General features: G+C 64.5%; 17 protein-coding genes and 2 pseudogenes. 11 read left to right on the forward strand and 8 right to left on the reverse strand.

Annotated features, from left to right (window positions below; translation table 11 throughout):
- Positions 1-127: 127 nt before the first annotated feature.
- The 3 genes and pseudogenes from ACZY1F_RS21260 to ACZY1F_RS15055 form a co-directional block, all read left to right on the forward strand.
- A pseudogene (locus tag ACZY1F_RS21260) lies at positions 128-379 on the forward strand (immunity protein CdiI family protein); the annotation flags it as partial.
- 222 nt (positions 380-601) lie between these two features.
- Positions 602-1,006 (forward strand): VOC family protein, encoded by a 405-nt coding sequence (locus ACZY1F_RS15050; protein ID WP_463942654.1) that lies wholly within the window; start codon positions 602-604, stop codon positions 1,004-1,006.
- Positions 1,003-1,305 carry a winged helix-turn-helix transcriptional regulator gene (locus ACZY1F_RS15055; protein WP_463942656.1) on the forward strand — a complete coding sequence of 101 codons (303 nt, stop codon included), beginning with the start codon at positions 1,003-1,005 and terminating at the stop codon, positions 1,303-1,305. The genes ACZY1F_RS15050 and ACZY1F_RS15055 overlap by 4 nt, the downstream gene beginning before the upstream one ends.
- A 229-nt stretch (positions 1,306-1,534) precedes the next feature.
- Here ACZY1F_RS15055 and ACZY1F_RS15060 read toward each other — a convergent pair whose 3' ends face one another.
- Entirely contained in the window at positions 1,535-2,368 is an 834-nt protein-coding gene (locus ACZY1F_RS15060; RefSeq protein WP_463942657.1) for a hypothetical protein, read from the reverse strand.
- A 1,170-nt stretch (positions 2,369-3,538) separates the two neighbouring features.
- Positions 3,539-4,737: pseudogene (locus ACZY1F_RS15065) on the reverse strand (IS110 family RNA-guided transposase).
- A gap of 521 nt (positions 4,738-5,258) precedes the next feature.
- Here ACZY1F_RS15065 and ACZY1F_RS15070 point away from each other — a divergent pair.
- Positions 5,259-5,801 (forward strand): TOPRIM nucleotidyl transferase/hydrolase domain-containing protein, encoded by a 543-nt coding sequence (locus tag ACZY1F_RS15070; protein ID WP_463942658.1) that lies wholly within the window; start codon positions 5,259-5,261, stop codon positions 5,799-5,801.
- 255 nt (positions 5,802-6,056) lie between these two features.
- Positions 6,057-7,133: a DNA integrity scanning diadenylate cyclase DisA gene (gene disA, locus ACZY1F_RS15075; protein WP_463918235.1), complete on the forward strand. Its 1,077-nt coding sequence runs from the start codon at positions 6,057-6,059 to the stop codon at positions 7,131-7,133.
- A gap of 12 nt (positions 7,134-7,145) precedes the next feature.
- Here the strand turns inward: disA and ACZY1F_RS15080 are convergent, their stop codons facing one another.
- Entirely contained in the window at positions 7,146-7,829 is a 684-nt protein-coding gene (locus ACZY1F_RS15080; RefSeq protein ID WP_463942659.1) for a hypothetical protein, read from the reverse strand.
- Positions 7,830-7,963: 134 nt separating this feature from the next.
- Here ACZY1F_RS15080 and ACZY1F_RS15085 point away from each other — a divergent pair, with 134 nt between their 5' ends.
- The 5 genes from ACZY1F_RS15085 (at position 7,964) to ACZY1F_RS15105 (ending at position 10,866) form a co-directional block, all read left to right on the forward strand.
- A complete protein-coding gene (locus ACZY1F_RS15085) occupies positions 7,964-8,956 on the forward strand; it encodes an iron-sulfur binding domain-containing protein (protein WP_463942660.1) in 993 nt (330 codons plus the stop codon).
- 65 nt (positions 8,957-9,021) lie between these two features.
- Positions 9,022-9,453, forward strand: coding sequence for a DUF3592 domain-containing protein (locus ACZY1F_RS15090; RefSeq protein WP_463942662.1), 432 nt, complete (start codon positions 9,022-9,024; stop codon positions 9,451-9,453).
- A gap of 3 nt (positions 9,454-9,456) precedes the next feature.
- Positions 9,457-9,888, forward strand: coding sequence for a DUF3592 domain-containing protein (locus ACZY1F_RS15095; RefSeq protein ID WP_463942664.1), 432 nt, complete (start codon positions 9,457-9,459; stop codon positions 9,886-9,888).
- 36 nt (positions 9,889-9,924) lie between these two features.
- Positions 9,925-10,419 carry a hypothetical protein gene (locus ACZY1F_RS15100; RefSeq protein ID WP_463942666.1) on the forward strand — a complete coding sequence of 165 codons (495 nt, stop codon included), beginning with the start codon at positions 9,925-9,927 and terminating at the stop codon, positions 10,417-10,419.
- A 153-nt stretch (positions 10,420-10,572) separates the two neighbouring features.
- Positions 10,573-10,866, forward strand: a complete 294-nt coding sequence (locus tag ACZY1F_RS15105; protein WP_463942668.1) for a DUF3040 domain-containing protein — start codon at positions 10,573-10,575, stop codon at positions 10,864-10,866.
- Between the two features lie 9 nt (positions 10,867-10,875).
- Here ACZY1F_RS15105 and dhaM read toward each other — a convergent pair whose 3' ends face one another.
- The 5 genes from dhaM to ACZY1F_RS15130 all read right to left on the reverse strand — a co-directional run bounded on the left by dhaM (position 10,876) and on the right by ACZY1F_RS15130 (position 14,624).
- The gene (gene dhaM, locus ACZY1F_RS15110; RefSeq protein WP_463942670.1) at positions 10,876-11,583 is read right to left on the reverse strand and encodes a dihydroxyacetone kinase phosphoryl donor subunit DhaM; all 708 of its coding nucleotides are present in this window, start codon (positions 11,581-11,583) and stop codon (positions 10,876-10,878) included.
- Positions 11,580-12,212 (reverse strand): dihydroxyacetone kinase subunit DhaL, encoded by a 633-nt coding sequence (gene dhaL, locus ACZY1F_RS15115; RefSeq protein ID WP_463942982.1) that lies wholly within the window; start codon positions 12,210-12,212, stop codon positions 11,580-11,582. The genes dhaM and dhaL overlap by 4 nt, the downstream gene beginning before the upstream one ends.
- Positions 12,213-12,214: 2 nt before the next feature.
- Positions 12,215-13,216, reverse strand: coding sequence for a dihydroxyacetone kinase subunit DhaK (gene dhaK / locus ACZY1F_RS15120; protein ID WP_463942672.1), 1,002 nt, complete (start codon positions 13,214-13,216; stop codon positions 12,215-12,217).
- 238 nt (positions 13,217-13,454) lie between these two features.
- Positions 13,455-13,970, reverse strand: coding sequence for an amino-acid N-acetyltransferase (locus ACZY1F_RS15125; RefSeq protein WP_463942673.1), 516 nt, complete (start codon positions 13,968-13,970; stop codon positions 13,455-13,457).
- A gap of 141 nt (positions 13,971-14,111) precedes the next feature.
- Positions 14,112-14,624: a VOC family protein gene (locus ACZY1F_RS15130; protein WP_463942675.1), complete on the reverse strand. Its 513-nt coding sequence runs from the start codon at positions 14,622-14,624 to the stop codon at positions 14,112-14,114.
- 73 nt (positions 14,625-14,697) lie between these two features.
- Between ACZY1F_RS15130 and ACZY1F_RS15135 the strand changes: the two genes are divergently transcribed.
- Positions 14,698-15,513, forward strand: a complete 816-nt coding sequence (locus tag ACZY1F_RS15135; RefSeq protein ID WP_463942677.1) for a helix-turn-helix transcriptional regulator — start codon at positions 14,698-14,700, stop codon at positions 15,511-15,513.
- The last annotated feature ends 77 nt before the right edge of the window (positions 15,514-15,590 follow it).

Genomic DNA, 15,590 nt, shown 5'->3' on the forward strand with positions numbered 1-15,590 from the left:
GTGTGCCCGATTGAGGATCCCTCACCGGGACAGCTCGTGAGGGTTGTTGTTGCATTCAGGGAGCCACCGCCGACATTCGCTGACGGGTGATAATCAGACAGTGATGTAACTAGAATTTTGGCCGGACTATGGCCCAGGTCCACTGTGGGAGCAAGGAAAACCCGCGGATTTGCGATCTCTGGGGCTCCCTCGCGAGCTCGCCGAGCAGCTCATGTCTTGGAACTCTCAATTCGAAGAAGACAAAGTCCCTCTTTCGGGCCCAGGTGACGTTGGCTGGGTCGCAGAGGGAGTAAGCCTTCTGCGCCAGGTCCGCCTTGCCCTGGGAGCTGGCTACAACGTCGTGGTCACTGAGCATTGGTGGGGAGAGGCTCCAGTCTGAGATTGCGTGCAGTGCTCGCACAATTCAGCAGGCAACGATCACGGAAGGACGGCCTCTACTCCCGGTCAGATTGTCCGATCAACGATCCTTGTCTGCAGCATTGCCGACGCACGGTCTGGTCCCTATTACTCGGCCTTAGCTCTGAATGGGCTCCTACAAGCCCGCAAGTCGTGAAGTGGCCAGGCCTTGACGTCATACTTGCATTTTGCAAGTATAGGTCGCATGAGCCTCTTCATCACCTGCCCGGTTGAGAGCGTCGAGCGCGCGACCGCCTTCTATACCGCCCTCGGCTGGACCCTCAACGCCAAGATGTCCGATCACAACGTGTCATGCTTCGAGATCGCGCCCGAGCAGTACGTCATGCTCGGTAGCCGCGAGATGTACGCGAGCGTCGGCGGCGCCGAGGAGCTGGTCGGCGGACCCGACACCCCCTCGAAGGTCACGGTCTCATTCGACCTTGGCAGCCGCGAGGCGGTCGACGAGCTCACCGAACGCGCCGGCGCCGCCGGCGGCCGGATCGGTGACACCGACGACTACCCCTTCATGTACCAGCGCCAATTCGACGACCCCGACGGCTACCACTACTCGCCGTTTTGGATGAAGCCGGACGTCGATCCGACCGCGTGAGTAACCTCGCCGCAGCCCTCGACATCGTCGGAGCGCGGTGGGCCCTACTCGTCGTGGAGCGGCTGCTCGACGGGCCGCAGCGCTATGGCGATCTGCAGCGCGACCTCGGAGTACCGACCAACATGCTCGCGACCCGCCTGCGCGAGCTCGAGGCCGCCGGCGTACTGTCCCGCCTGCCACTCCGGCACAACACCCGGGCCTACGCGCTGACCGAGAGAGGGCTCGCCTTGCGCGAGGCGATCGTCGTCCTAGCACGCTGGGGCGGCGAGGAGTGGCCTAGGAGCGCCCCGGAAACTTAAAGCTTCTAAGTCACCCGAACGGGCTGTGCACCGCGTACCCATTCCCTGTGAGTTGCAGCGGCGATGGCGTGGTTTCCGCAGCGCTTTGTGACCGCGCGACAAGTCCCGTAAGCCCATCCCTCATCGGACGCATCGTCGTCCAATGAGCACCCGGCTTGCGCAACACGTTCGGTGACGAATGTGGCTTTGTCTAGGCGATCAGGAACCTATCGCCATTACCTCTAGTGCGCTATCCGCAAGCCCAGTCGAACGAATCAGATTCCAGATCGAATTGAGCGTTGCCGCCACCGCCGAAGTTCAGCCCCGAGATCTCTTCCAGTTCGAGATACCAGGGAGTAAGGCCGACAGGCATCGCCTGGACGGGGAAGGCCGTTCCGCCCAAGTGGCTTATGGCGAAAAGCGGTTCAGCCCAGTCCGCAAGGCTGCTCCCACCTGCTGAGGGATTGACATACCCATCGGCGCCGACCTCATCTCCCCAGAGTTCGACCGGGGCCTTGCCAGCATTTGGATCGACGCGCGGAATCAACCAAATGTCGATGGTGGGCTCGACGATATCCCAAGCATTCGTACCTTCTGACTCGTCCACATGCTCACCCTCGGCACGAACATCGGGACGAGGCGGCGTCGGGCCGGCGGCCAACTCATCATCTGTGAGCCAGAGGATCGCGAACTCTCCGTCGATCACGTCTCTGCGCCTAAGTAGGCCGGGATGGTCCTTGGTTGCGGCAAGGTCGCGTAGGAACGGATCGGTTGATTCGGCGCTGGGGATGGGAGATTTGCTGTTGTCTGCGAATTGTCCCTCACCAGCGAATATGGCGATTCCAGGAAACTGTGGACCACGCCTTTGAAAGTCACCGGGTAGCCAGAGCGTCAGCACATGCATCATGGGCAAACCAGTGTTGAGGCTTCGTGGCCACTGTTCCCAACGAACGCCCGGCCCAAGGCTTCCTGTCCAACCGGACGGCGGCTGGCTGGGAAGGGCAGCCTCGGCAGTTCGCCCCGGTGCCTTGCCAACTCCATTGCCGCAACGAAATGCCAGGTTCCAAGCGATTGCCTCAGTCATGGCACCACCATATGAGGTCATGATCCAATCCAACGAAGCTGACTGAATCTTTCACGGGGGCTAACGCCCAGCTTCGCGATGAAGAATCGCTGAAGAGTCGGCAGGGTTCGTACACCATCGGCCATAAATTGAAATTATCGAGTGCTCTGGCATTGTGCCACCCAACTAGCCAGTCGAAAAGCGTTCGCTGAGGGATCCCTCACCGGACGGTTGTAAGCCGGCTCTGTAGTGGCTGCAGCCCGCCTGGCGTTTGGGTGTCCTACAAGGAGGTCAGAGCCAACCGCGAATGGCGACCTAACTCAGCGCCCAAACACGAGTTGACGAGATTTCAGAGAGTGGTTATATTTTTTCTCGTAAGAAAAAGAGAACGGAAGTTCCCCCACTTGAAGTAGCTGTAGTTTGCCGGTTCAGGGGGAAGCACCGTTGCAGTAACACCTGGTCGTCGGACAGCTTGAGATGGCCAGAGCAGCATCAGCAGTACCGGGCCGTCAAGCAATAGGAGACGGATACAGCAGTATCAGCAGTACCTGGTCGTCGGACAGCTTGAGACGGCCAGAGCAACACCAGTAACACCTGGTCGTCGGACAGCTTGAGATGGCCAGAGCAGTATGAGCAGTACCAGGCCGTCAAGCAATAGGAGACGGATACAGCAGTACCAGCAGTACCTGGTCGTCGACAGCTTGAGACGGCCAGAGCAACACCAGCAACACCTGGTCGTCGGACAGCTTGAGACGGCCAGAGCAACACCAGTAACACCTGGTCGTCGGACAGCTTGAGATGGCCAGAGCAACACCAGTAATGCGGGGCGGGCAAGTTGAGTGCATCCTTATGCATTCCTTGCCCGCCCCTACCGTTAGGGTCTGCTGCCCGGTATTAGGGTCCTTTTGTTAGTTGGAGGCCCGAGCAGACACTGCTCGTAGTTCACTCGGACATCAAAATCCTCCGCAGCCCCGTCCGGGCACCCGGGCGGCCTCATCACCCCACGAAACACAGCGAAACATTTCTCGCATACCCGCCCGCACAAGCTGGCCCGTAAGCCGGTCCCCCAGCGGGGCACCGGCCACCCAAAATTTGCGGATCACGCTTCGCCGAGATTCCGCGGCCGCTCGATTCCCGTAAGACCCGCCCGAGAAAATGCCCGGTGACGGGGGGGTGTCCCTATGCTTTTCGTCAAGCGGTTTGCGGTGCTTTTGCCTCGTAGAGTGTCCCGTTTCGGAGCATCGCGTGGATGACGTCGCAGCGGCGGCGTGCCAGGCAGATGACGGCGGCGTTGTGCTTCTTCCCTTCGGCGCGTTTGCGGGCGTAGTAGGCCTTGGAGGCGGGGTCGTGACAGGAGGCGACCCACGCGGATCTGAAGAGTGCGTTCTTGAGTTGTTTGTTCCCGGAGCGGGCAGGGAATTCTCCCCGGATGGAGGTCCCGGAACGCCGGGTGACGGGTGCGATGCCGCCGTAGGCGGCGAGGTGGCCGGCGGTCCGGAAAGTGCCGGCGTCCCCGATGGTCAGGAGTATGGTGGCGGCGGTCTTGATGCCGACTCCCGGCATGGACATCAAGACCCCGGAAAGAGGGAAGTCGTCCAGGAGCTTCTCGACTTCTTCGGCCACGATGGCCCGCTGGTGTCTGAGTTCCTTGATCTGGGCTGCGACGCGCGGGATGACCAGCTCCACGGCCTGCGTCCCGGCGACGGTCACGCTTTGCTCGCCAAGGGCCTTGAACACGGCGTCGATGAGCGTGGCCGGGTCTTTGCGGCTGTGGTTCCTGGCCCAGCGGAGCACATTCCCACGTCCCGCGGCGCGCAGACCGGTCGGGCCGGCGTATTTGATCAGCATTTCCAGGACCAGGGAACGGGTCAGGACGGTGCCGGGAAAGGCCCGTTCCAAAGCCGGGAAGATCTGCAGCAGGAGACTCCTGAGCCGGTTGATCGCACGGGTGCATTCATGGGTCAGGTCCGCGTCGAAGCCGGAGAGGACTTCAGTGCCGAGAGGACCTCGCTGTCGCGGTCGACCGCGCGCAGCGTGTGCGGCATCGCCCGTGCCGTATCGGCGATGATGAACGCGTCCCGGGCATCGGTCTTGGACTTCCCCGGATACAAGTCGGCCGCCTTGCGCATCGCCAGGCCCGGCAGATACGCGACCTCGCAGCCGGAGTCCCGGGCCACCGCGACCGGCAGCGCCCCGATGGTATTTGGCTGATCGACCACCACCAGGACCTTGCCGTGCTCCTGAAGGCGTGTGAACAGCTCCCGCAGCTGTGCCTCGTCCTGCGGCAACGGCTTATCGAAAACCCGTTCCCCGGCGGCAGTGAGCGCCGTCGCATGATGCTCGCTCTTGCCGACATCGAGCCCGCAGAATATGTCGAATCCCTCATCCATATCGGCGCTCCTTCGCACCCACGAGATGGCCGCAGCCACGACACCCGATGCCGGCACCCACGTTACAACGAGACCTGGACACACTGGCCCGGCCATGTCCCTATCAGCGGTCAACAAGTGCCTCCGAACCCGGCGACAACACCCCCCGGATCATCAATGACAGGGCGAGAAAGTCATACCGGGTCCAGCGACCAGTCCCCGGCCTTCGGGGACTCAATAAATGTAACGGGGGGGGACAAACGGTACCTGCTGAAGCACGACGGGAATCCTCATAGGTACGCCCGTGTATCCACCAACGACCAAGACCTCAGCGCCGAAAAAAGCGCCCGGGCGGCCCTTGGGGTGACGCCGGACAAGACCTTCACCGGCCAGGGCCTTGCCGGGCACGGACGCACACTACGGTGGAGCTTGCCGAACTCATCGCGATGACGCGCTCAACGGGCTAACGCGTACAACCCTCGGACCGTGACAGATCTGACGGCGCGCGGGCTGCCCACGCTGGCGTTCGGCATACTGGTTCCATGCAGGCGACGACGGTGTTGGTTGAGGGCGAGAGTGACCGGATGGCGGTGGAGACGCTGGCCGTGCGCCTTGGCCATGACCTGGCGGCCGAGCGGGTGACGGTGGTGCCGATGGGAGGCGCCACCAGCATCGTCCGCTTCCTCGACCGTTACGGCCCGGACGGCGCAGGCCACCGGTTGCTCGGTCTGTGTGATGTGCGCGAGTCCCGTGGCATCGCCCGTGCGCTCGGCCGGGCAGGCATCGGGTCGGGCCCGCTGGCGGAGCTTGGCTTCCACGTCTGTGACGCCGACCTGGAGGATGAACTCATCCGCTGCCTTGGGGTCGACGCCGTGCTCGGTGTCATCGCGGCCCAGGGCGAGCTCGCGTCGTTCCGGATCCTCCAAAACCAGCCGTCACAGCGAGACCGGCCCATAACGGCGCAGTTGCGCCGGTTCTTCGGGGGACGCAGCGGTAACAAGATCCGGTACGCGCCCCTGCTCGTCGACGCATTGCCAACCGGGCATGCACCGCCGCCGCTCGCGAACCTCGTTGCCTCATTCTGATGTGGTGGGGGCGCAGAGCCCGCCACGCACCCAAACTGGCCAAAAGTGCCCACCCGGCTAGCCGCCGTCGCACGCGTTCCCAAGGCACTTCGCGGCACGCCCTAACGGGGCACTTTGGGGCTTGTCCGTGCGGTTGTTGCCGCTTCTTACCTCTATCATTGAGCTTGCGGGAAACTGAGTACTTTTGATCCTGCCGGCGGAGTGAGAAACCGGCGTACCTGCGGGCGGCAGTCTGCACCTTTGAAGGGAACACCTATGGCTCGGAGCCCCGAAGAATCGCTCAAGGCGACTCTGGGAAGAGTGGCTCCAGGCACGCCGTTGCGCGATGGCCTGGAGCGCATCCTCCGGGGACGGACCGGTGCGCTGATCGTGCTGGGCTCGGACCGGACCATCGATTCCATCTGCTCCGGCGGGTTCGACATCGGCATCGACTTCTCCCCCACAAGGCTCCGCGAACTGGCCAAAATGGACGGCGCCATCATCTGCGACAAGGACGCCGGCAACATTCTCCGGGCCGCGGTCCAGCTGGTCCCGGACTCAAGCATCGAAACCCAGGAATCCGGCACCCGGCACCGCACGGCCGAGCGTGTGGCCATCCAGACCGGCGTTCCCGTGATTTCCGTCAGCCAGTCCATGCAGATCATCGCGCTCTACGTGAACGGGCTCCGGCACGTGCTGGAGGGATCCGAGAAGGTCCTGGCCCGCGCCAACCAGGCCCTCGCCACGCTGGAACGGTACCGTTCGCGGCTGGACCAGGTGACCAGTTCCCTGTCCGCCCTCGAGATCGAGGCCATGGTGACCGTCCGCGACGTCGCGGTCACCCTCCAGCGCCAGGAAATGGTCCGCCGGATCTCCGAGGAAATCTCGCAGTATGTCCTCGAACTTGGCGAGGACGGCCGGCTGCTGTCCCTCCAGCTCGATGAGCTCACCGTGGGCCGCGGCCCTGGCAGCGACGTCATCATCCGCGACTACGGCGGACCGGACGCGTCCGCCGAGGACATCGAACGGGCTGTCAGCGAGCTGGTGAACCTTGGCCCCACGGAGCTGATCGACCTGGGCAAGATCTCCGGGATCGTCGGTTTCGCCGGCGGCGAGGCCAACCTCGACGCCGTGGTTCAGCCGCGCGGTTACCGGCTGCTGTCCGGCCTCAAGGCAGTCCCCAAGGCTGTTGCCGACCGCCTGGTGGACCACTTCGGCGGCCTGCAATTCCTGATGGCGGCCACCATCGACGACCTCATGACCGTTGACGGCATCGGCGACCAGCGCGCCCGCACCGTCCGCGAAGGCCTAAGCCGCATGGCCGAAGCCAGCCTGCTGGACCGCTTCCTCTAGTCGGGTTAAGCGTCAGCTGAGCTGGAACACGGCCTTGGGGCTGGCCCTGGAGCCGAGCTTGGCCGTGAAAATGTAGTACGCCCCGCCGGCCCCTGGCTTAGCCTCGACGGTGCTGCAGCCTTCCAGCGTGCGGTTGCGGGCCCACGGGAAGTTCGCCGTCTCGCTGGCGCCCGGGGCGATCGTCTTCACCAGGTCTTCGCTTTTGGCCTGGCAGTCCTTGGACGAGAAGATCCTGTCCGCGCCGCTGGTCACCAGGAACTCCATCTGGGACGTTCCGATGTTCACCTCGCATGGCATGGTTCCGCCGTTGGTCACCTTCAGGGTGAGCAGCGGGTTCTCATCGGGGCCATAGGCGGCTTTGTCCGTCGAAGCGGACACTGTCACCAGGTTTTGGCTGCAGGACGGCGTGGGCGTGGGCGTGGGTTCCCTCACCGCGGTTTCCGACGGCGATGCGACGGGGGCGGGGGCGGATTCGGTGGCGCCGCCGGTGGAGGATACCGGCTCGGTGCCGCTGAAAGCACCGGCCACCGCAAAGCCACCGAAGGTGAGCGCCACCGCCATCAGCAGGGCTGTTCCCACAAAAAGCCGACGGCGGCGGTAGACGGCCGCGCTCGGCTGCCGGGTAGCGCCGGAACCGCCCCGGGAACCGGATGCGGATGCCGCATTGCGCGGTGATGAATTGCCTTGCCTGCCCATCCTTCTAGGCTAGAGAACCCGCCGGATTCTGCCGTCCCACCACGCCGGTCCCCGGCCAACGCTAAGATCACAGTTTGTCCGCGGGATCTTCGCGTGGGGTCCCACGAATCCACTACAGTGTTGGGATCGACGCTATGACCCATTCCCCAGCCACGCCCGCGGACGGCTTGTCCGGCACCAACGAACTCCGCCCCGACCAGCTCACCGCCCTGCACCGCAGGATCACCAGCTGGTTCGCGGAGACGGCGAGGGACCTGCCCTGGCGTGAAACCCACTGCTCACCGTGGGGAGTCCTGGTCAGCGAGATCATGCTGCAGCAGACCCCCGTGGTGCGGGTTTTGCCGGTCTGGCGGGAATGGCTTGAGCGCTGGCCCGCCCCTGCCGGGCTCGCCGGAGAGCCCGCCGGGGAAGCCGTCCGCTCCTGGGGCAGGCTCGGCTACCCCCGCCGCGCCCTCCGCCTGCACGCGGCCGCCGCTGCCATCGTCCGCGACCACGCCGGTAAGGTCCCCGCCGACTACACGGAGCTCCTGGCCCTGCCCGGCGTGGGCAGCTACACGGCCGCCGCCGTTGCCGCTTTTGCCTTCGGACACCGGGAGACTGTGGTGGACACTAACATCCGGCGTGTGCACGCTCGCCTGGTTTCCGGCGTCGCGCTCCCCGCGCCATCCCTGAACGCCGCAGAGATGCGGCTCGCGGCGGAGCTGCTGCCGGACGACGTCGGGACCTCCGTGCGCTGGAACGCTGCGGTGATGGAGCTGGGGGCGCTGGTCTGCACCGCGCGGGCGCCCAAGTGCGCGGACTGTCCGGTGCGGGACTCCTGTGCGTGGCTGGCAGCCGGCGAGCCGCCGCCGTCGTACGTTCCCAAAGGACAGGCGTGGCACGGCACCGACCGGCAGGTCCGGGGCGCCGTGATGGCTGTTCTGCGGCTCGCGGACGCACCGGTGCCGGCGGAAATGTTCCAGCGGGAACCTGCTGACCTGGGCTTTGCGGCGGACGGAATCGGCGTGCCGCTCTCCGCATTGCACCGCCTGAACTCCGCCCCCGAACAACTCGAACGTGCCATTGCCGGCCTCCTTGGCGACGGGCTGGCCGAACTGCACCAGGGCGGTTACCGGCTGCCGGCGTGAGGCGTCTTTAGGGTGGCCTGCCCCTGGATGGCATACTTTCTGGTGACTCGAACCGGGGGAAATTCATGAGAATCGTGTTGTACGTCATCTGGGCGCTGTTTGTTGCGGGTGTCATTTTTGCACTGGTCCGCTCACTGCGGAAGACCAAGCGGCAGGAAAAACTGATCGCCGGCTGGCCAAAGGTGCAGGCGACCGTCACTGGCAACGTGGCGGGCTGGACACATGGTGGAGGCGGCTCAACGCGGAGCCGGCGCTTCTACCCCACCTACCAGTTCGCCGACCCCCACGGGACCCTATATGCGGGCGAATCCGAGGTTTCGTACGCCAACCAGCAAGCACCGGGCTCGCCGCTGCCTGTGGCCTACAACCCGGCGAATCCCAACCAGTCGTTCCAGGTGGCGTCCGAATCCAAAATGGCGATCGGGTGCCTGGTGCCGGTCTTCGCATTTTTCGCCCTGTTGCTGTTCTGGGTCGCCGGCAACTTCCCGCTGGGCTGAACCATGGACTCCCTGAAACTGCTGTTCGTCGTACTTCCCGGCCTCTTCCTTGCCGCCGGACTGATCCTGATGGGGCTGTCCCTGGCCGCGTCCCTCCGCCGGAAACGCTCCATGGAGGGGTGGCAGGAGGCTTCGGCCACCGTCACAGGAAACCTGCACGGCACCGACGGACCCGCGAGCAACGGCCGGAACCGGTTTGCGCCGTCGTATGAATTCGTGGACGCCGGCGGCAAGCGCTGGCCGGGACAGTCCGATATCTACAGCCAGGACCAGGCGATCATCGGCGCCCACATCCCAGTGGTCTACAACCCGGCCAATCCTGCTGAATCCACCCTCCCGGTGTTTGCCGTTGCAAGGGGCCGGCTGGCGACGGGTCTCATTATGGTGATCTTCGGAGCAACAGCCATAACAATGTTTGCATCACTTTCCTGGTAGCGCCGCCGGCTGCCGGCCCCGGATTTACGCTGAAGTATGGGCAAAACCCGGGTACTTTTCGCACTGATGACGACGGCGGCACTCACCTCCGGTTGCTACTACTACTATCCCGCCCCTACACCGTGCCCGATGATCGCCCAGGCGTCGGCGGTCTCCCTGACCGTGGCGCGGGAGTACGTGGCGCAGGTGGGATCGTTGCGGCTGAAGGCTTGCCAGGACGGCGTCTGCAAGGAAGCCGCCGTCGAACTGTTTCCCGGCACTGCTTCAATTGACCAGGGCTGCACACCGGACGGTGTCTGCTCTGCCACGGCTTCTCCGGACGGGACCATGATCGGGATGCTGATGCTGGAGTCCCTTACGGAGGCCCCGATGGCGCTGACTGCCACCGGTGTTTCTCCGGACGGATCTGCCCTGCCGGTTCGCACCCTGGATTTCCGGCCCCGCGGCGCCTTCCCCTACGGGGAGCAGTGCGGACGGTTTGTCACCGCCTCTGTAGTGCTCGACGCCGACGGGTTGCGGCAGGGAGCGTGAGCTTTGACGGCGCTCTCCGGTTGGGCTATTTGGCGGGCAGGTTGGGCCCGCGAGGCCACCCCTTGACTTCCACTCAGGACACTTCTACGGTCTGTATTACTAGCATCGGCGACGTTGATTTACAACAGGTTTTGCCGCCAGGAAGGGGTTTCGATGCCACTTTCAGATCGGGAGCGGAAACAGCTCGAGGAGTTGGAATCGGGCCTGGCGGCTGACGATCCGAGGCTCGCCGAGGAACTCTCATCCGGCTCCGTGGGGATGAGGTTCGGGCGCCGCACCTACTTCGGTGCCATCGCATGCCTGTTCGGGCTCGTGTTGCTGATTGTCGGCGTCAGCACGCAGATCATCATAGTCGGCGTTGGCGGCTTCCTCCTGATGGGAGCCGGCACGTACCTGCTGGTGGACAACCACAAGTTCGTCCCCCGCCGCCACCCGCAGGTCAAATAGCAGCCGGCCCTACGGCTCACCGAAGCCCGCCTGCACCAGGCCGCCCACGTAGTTCAGGGCACGCTCGGCGTCGGGCCCCCACGCCTCGATGTGGAGCGTGGATCCCTTGCCTGCCGCCAGGGTCATCAGGGATGTCATTGAGGCGCCATCCACGCCGTTGACCGTGACTTCGGCGTTGAGGGACGCCAGGCCGCCCGCGATCTTGGCGGCCGGACGGGCATGCATGCCGGCCTCGTTCACCAGTTCGAAATCGCCGGTGAAGTCCGGGCCCGGACCGGTGACGGGCCCCTCGGTGACAGTACTTGCGGCCAGCACGGGCGGAGCAGCCGCCACGTCCGGTCCCAATCCGTAGACCGCTTCGGCGGCACGTTTGACTGCCTTCGCATCGGCGCCGCCCTGTGCGGCCACAGCGGCAGCTACGAGGCCTTCCACCAGCGGCGCGTCTGCCAGGAGCACACCGGCGGGCTCGTCCACGAGTTCCAGGGCCGACTCCGCCGTCATCACGGCAGATCCCAGATCTGTCAGGACCACCACGCCATCGCCGCCGGCCGCCTTGTCCAGGGCCGACATGACTTTCTCCAGGCTCGTTCCGATCCGGCCGTCGGCGGTGCCCCCGGCGGCGAGGATGACGACGTCAGGCGCCATCTGGGCGGCAAGCTCCACGGCGCCGTCGGCTATCTTTTCGCTATGGGACACCACCACCAGGCGAACCGTCACCCTGCGGCCCCCACGGCAGCCCGGAGAATAAGTGCACTGGAGGCGGCGCCCGGATCGCGGTGGCCCGCACTCCGCTCCCCCAAGTAACTGGCGCGGCCTTTGCGGGCCACCAGCGGATCGGTTGCCAGGGCGCCGGCTTCGGCCGCTTCGGCGGCGGCCACCAGAACTCCAAGGACGGTGCCCGCACCGTCTGCAGCGGCGGTCTGCGCTGCCTCAGCGGCGGGAGTCCAGGCGTCAACCATGGTCTTGTCGCCGGACTCGGCCTTACCCCGGGCCACGATCCCGTCACGGGCGGCCACGAGCGCTTCGGCAAGCCGACCCGGATCGATCTCGGCGGCGTCTCCCAGGGCGGTGGAGGCGCGCAGGAACGCGGTTCCATACAAAGGTCCGGCGGCTCCGCCCACCTTGGACATCAGCGTCATGGCAGTCAGCTTCAGCGCCGCGCCGGGCGTTTCCGGCGGCGCTTCGGCCAGTTTATCCAGTACGGCCTGGAAGCCGCGGTCCATGTTCTCGCCGTGGTCAGAGTCCCCGATGGCACGGTCCAGTTCGATGAGCCACACCCGGTTTTCCGCCATGGCCTGGGCGCACAGTGTCAGCCACCTGACGGCCCAGTTCACGTCCAGGACCACGGTCACACGCCCCAGCGCAGGGCCGCGGTGTGGACCGGAGCGTCCCACAACTGCGTCAGTTCATCGTCGAGCCGCAGCACGGAGATGGAGCAGCCCTGCATCTCCAGGGCGGTGATGTAGTTTCCCACCAGCGAACGTTCGACGACGGCCCCACGTTCTGCGATCACCTGCGCTGCGCGGCGGTAGACGATGTACAGCTCGCTCAGGGGCGTGCCGCCCATGCCATTGACGAACAGCAGGACTTTCTCGCCGCCGGTGATGCCCAGATCGCTGAGGACTGGGTCAAGCAAACGGTCGGTGATGCCGTCCGCGTTCTCCATCGGGATTTTGTGCCGGCCGGGCTCGCCGTGGATGCCTATCCCAATCTCGATTTCATCATCCTCCAGATCGAAACTGGGCGTTCCGGCATGCGGTACTGTGCACGCGGACAGTGCGACCCCCATGGTTCGAACGTTGCTGTTGACGCGGTCACCGATCGCGGCCACGGCATCGAGGTTGTCGCCCCGTTCGGCCGCAGCGCCCGCGATTTTCTCCACGAGCACTGTGCCACCCACCCCGCGCCGGCCCGCCGTATACAGGGAGTCCTCCACCGCGACGTCGTCATTCACCAGGACCGTTCGGATGTCCACACCTTCGGCCTGCGCCAGTTCCGCTGCGGTCTCAAAGTTCAGGACATCGCCGGTGTAGTTTTTCACGATATGGACCACGCCGGCGCCTGAGTTAACGGCGAGCGTCGCCGGAAGAATCTGGTCCGGAGTGGGCGAGGTGAACACCGCCCCCGGCACGGCGGCGTCGAGCATTCCCAGCCCGACAAAACCGGCGTGGAGCGGTTCGTGGCCGCTTCCCCCGCCGGAAACGAGTCCGACTTTTCCGGCCACCGGCGCGTCTTTGCGCGTGACGTACTTCGGATCGGCGGTGACGGTGACGAGTCCCGCATGGGCCAGACCGAATCCCTCGACGGATTCGTCAACCACGGAGCGGGGATCATTGATGAGCTTTTTCATGGCAGAACTCCTGGGGTGTGGGTGCTTCCTGGAGGATGCACTCTGACCCTACTACCGCCGCACAAAGTCCGGTAGCCTGCGACGACTCGGTGGAAGCGGTAAGGGACAGCCCCCAATGACTGTCCCTTACGGCAGGCCCCACACTGCAACCTTGGCAGTTTATCCATCAATTCGACTTAAAGCTATTTTTGTCACAGGTGACTTCTTGCCGCGGTGGCCCGGGCGGCTTGTTGGGGGTTTAGAGGGTCTTGATCATGCGGGTATTGCCCAAGGTGTTGGGCTTGACCCGCGCCAGGTCCAGGAACTCGGCAACGCCTTCGTCATGGGAGCGCAGCAGCTCGGAGTAGACCACCGGATCCACTGCCGTCTGGTCGGCCATGACCTCGAAGCCATGACGCTTGAAGAAGTCCACCTCGAACGTGAGGCAAAAAACCCGTGTCACCCCCAGCCCACGGGCTTCGGCCAGCAGGCTTTCCACCAGCACGTGCCCTACGCCCTTGCCGCGCCACGCATCGGACGCGGCCAGCGTGCGGACTTCAGCGAGGTCCTCCCACATAACGTGAAGCGCGCCGCAGCCGATGACTTCGCCGTCGTCGGCCTCTGCGATCCGGAATTCCTGGAGGCTCTCGTAATAGGCCACCGTCTCTTTTGCCATGAGGATCCGCTGCTCAGCCAAGGGCGCAACAAGGCCCTTGATGGCGGCCACGTCACTGGTACGTGCGGAACGGATGCGGAAGGAATCAGAGTCAGTCACTCCACAATCCTACGGTGGCGGGCGGCTGGCTTTGGGCGCTCCCGTGCCGGCGCCATTTGCCGCTTGCTGCTCCTTCGCCGCTCTGACGCAAGCTACACAAATGCCCCCGGCACCCTCGCGTTGGCTGCCTTCGTCCGAGGCTCAGCCTTGCTTGGCGGCCCAGTCGGCGACCCGCTGCGCGCTTTCCTCTTCGGAGAGATCCTCGACGCGGGTCATGATGGACCAACGCACACCGTAGGGGTCCCGGATGCTGGCAAAACGGTCTCCTGAGACAAAGGTGGACAGCGGCTCCCGAACTGTGGCCCCTGCCCACTCGGCGCGCGCAACGAGAGCGTCCGCGTCGGCGCAGTAGAAGCCGATGGAGTAACAATCATCGTCGCCCTTCGGCGCGGGAACGAGGCGGTAGTCCGGGTTGGGCTCGCCAATCTGGAGGCGCCCCTGACCGAAGTCAAGCTCGGCGTGAACCACGATTCCGCCCATCTCGGTGACATTCACTGTGCGCGCGCCGAAAACGTCCCGGTAGAAGGTGATCGCCTCCTTGGCAGAAGGGATCGCCAGGAACGGTGTGAGGCTCGTGAAGCCGTGCGGAATGCCGGAGTTTGTGTGCTTGCCATTGGCGGCCTTGGCCACTTCGGGGCTTGTAGTATCAGTCATAGTTCTGACGGTACGCACATGTCCGCTCAGCGGCTTGGAGAATTGCGACAACCTGGATAAGGAGTGTCCTCCGATGGAGGGTTCGTTCAAGGGGATCCTCTACCCGGCCAGGCTTCCCACGTTTCACCGGGTGCCCGCGGCTGAGCCTGTAACGAACCTGGTGCAGTGGTTCTGGATCCCCGAGTGGGACATTGAGCCAGGGCACACGTCACGCCAGCACGTGATCGCGTTCCCGACGTCCAACCTTGTGGTCCAAAAGGACCTCGTTGAGTTCGCAGGCCCAACGACCCGTCGGTCGCATCGCGATCTCTCGGGCCGGGGCTGGGCGGTTGGGGCCCTCCTGCGTCCCGCGCTGGTTCCACGTTTCACGGATGATCCGGGGAGCCTGCGGGATTCCCAGTTGCCACTACAGCTCGCGGATCTGCATGCCTCAGTGTCGGAGGCCATGAAGGGAACGGATCCGGGGGAACGTCGACAACGCGCGGTGGAGGCTTTCACTTGCTGGCTGGTAACGCAGGGTCCCGAGGTGTCCGAGGAAGGCATTCTTGCCAACGCGATGATGGACATTATCGGAACATGCGCCGACGTGACCCGCCTTGAAGACGTTGCCGCGCGCCTATTTGTTTCGCCGAGGACCCTTCAACGGATAGCGCGGAAGTACATCGGTCTGAGCCCGTCGGCGCTCATCCGAAGGCGCCGCCTGCAAGAGGCCGCTGACCGGGCACGGACCGACCCGGCGACAGACCTCTCGGCAATAGCTGCCGAACTCGGCTACACCGATCATGCCCATCTGACGAACGACTTCCAAAAGTTCCTGGGATTCACGCCAAGAACATATCGACGCTCAGTTCTCCAAGACCATGCCCCGGCCCAGGACGACCGTGGATAGCTGAGGGCCCAAGCTCTTGCGCCTGAATCCGGTTCGCAATTGCCCGGACAACGCAAAGGCCCCGCCTGCTCCTTTTT

The organism is Pseudarthrobacter xylosi (genome assembly GCF_055412765.1).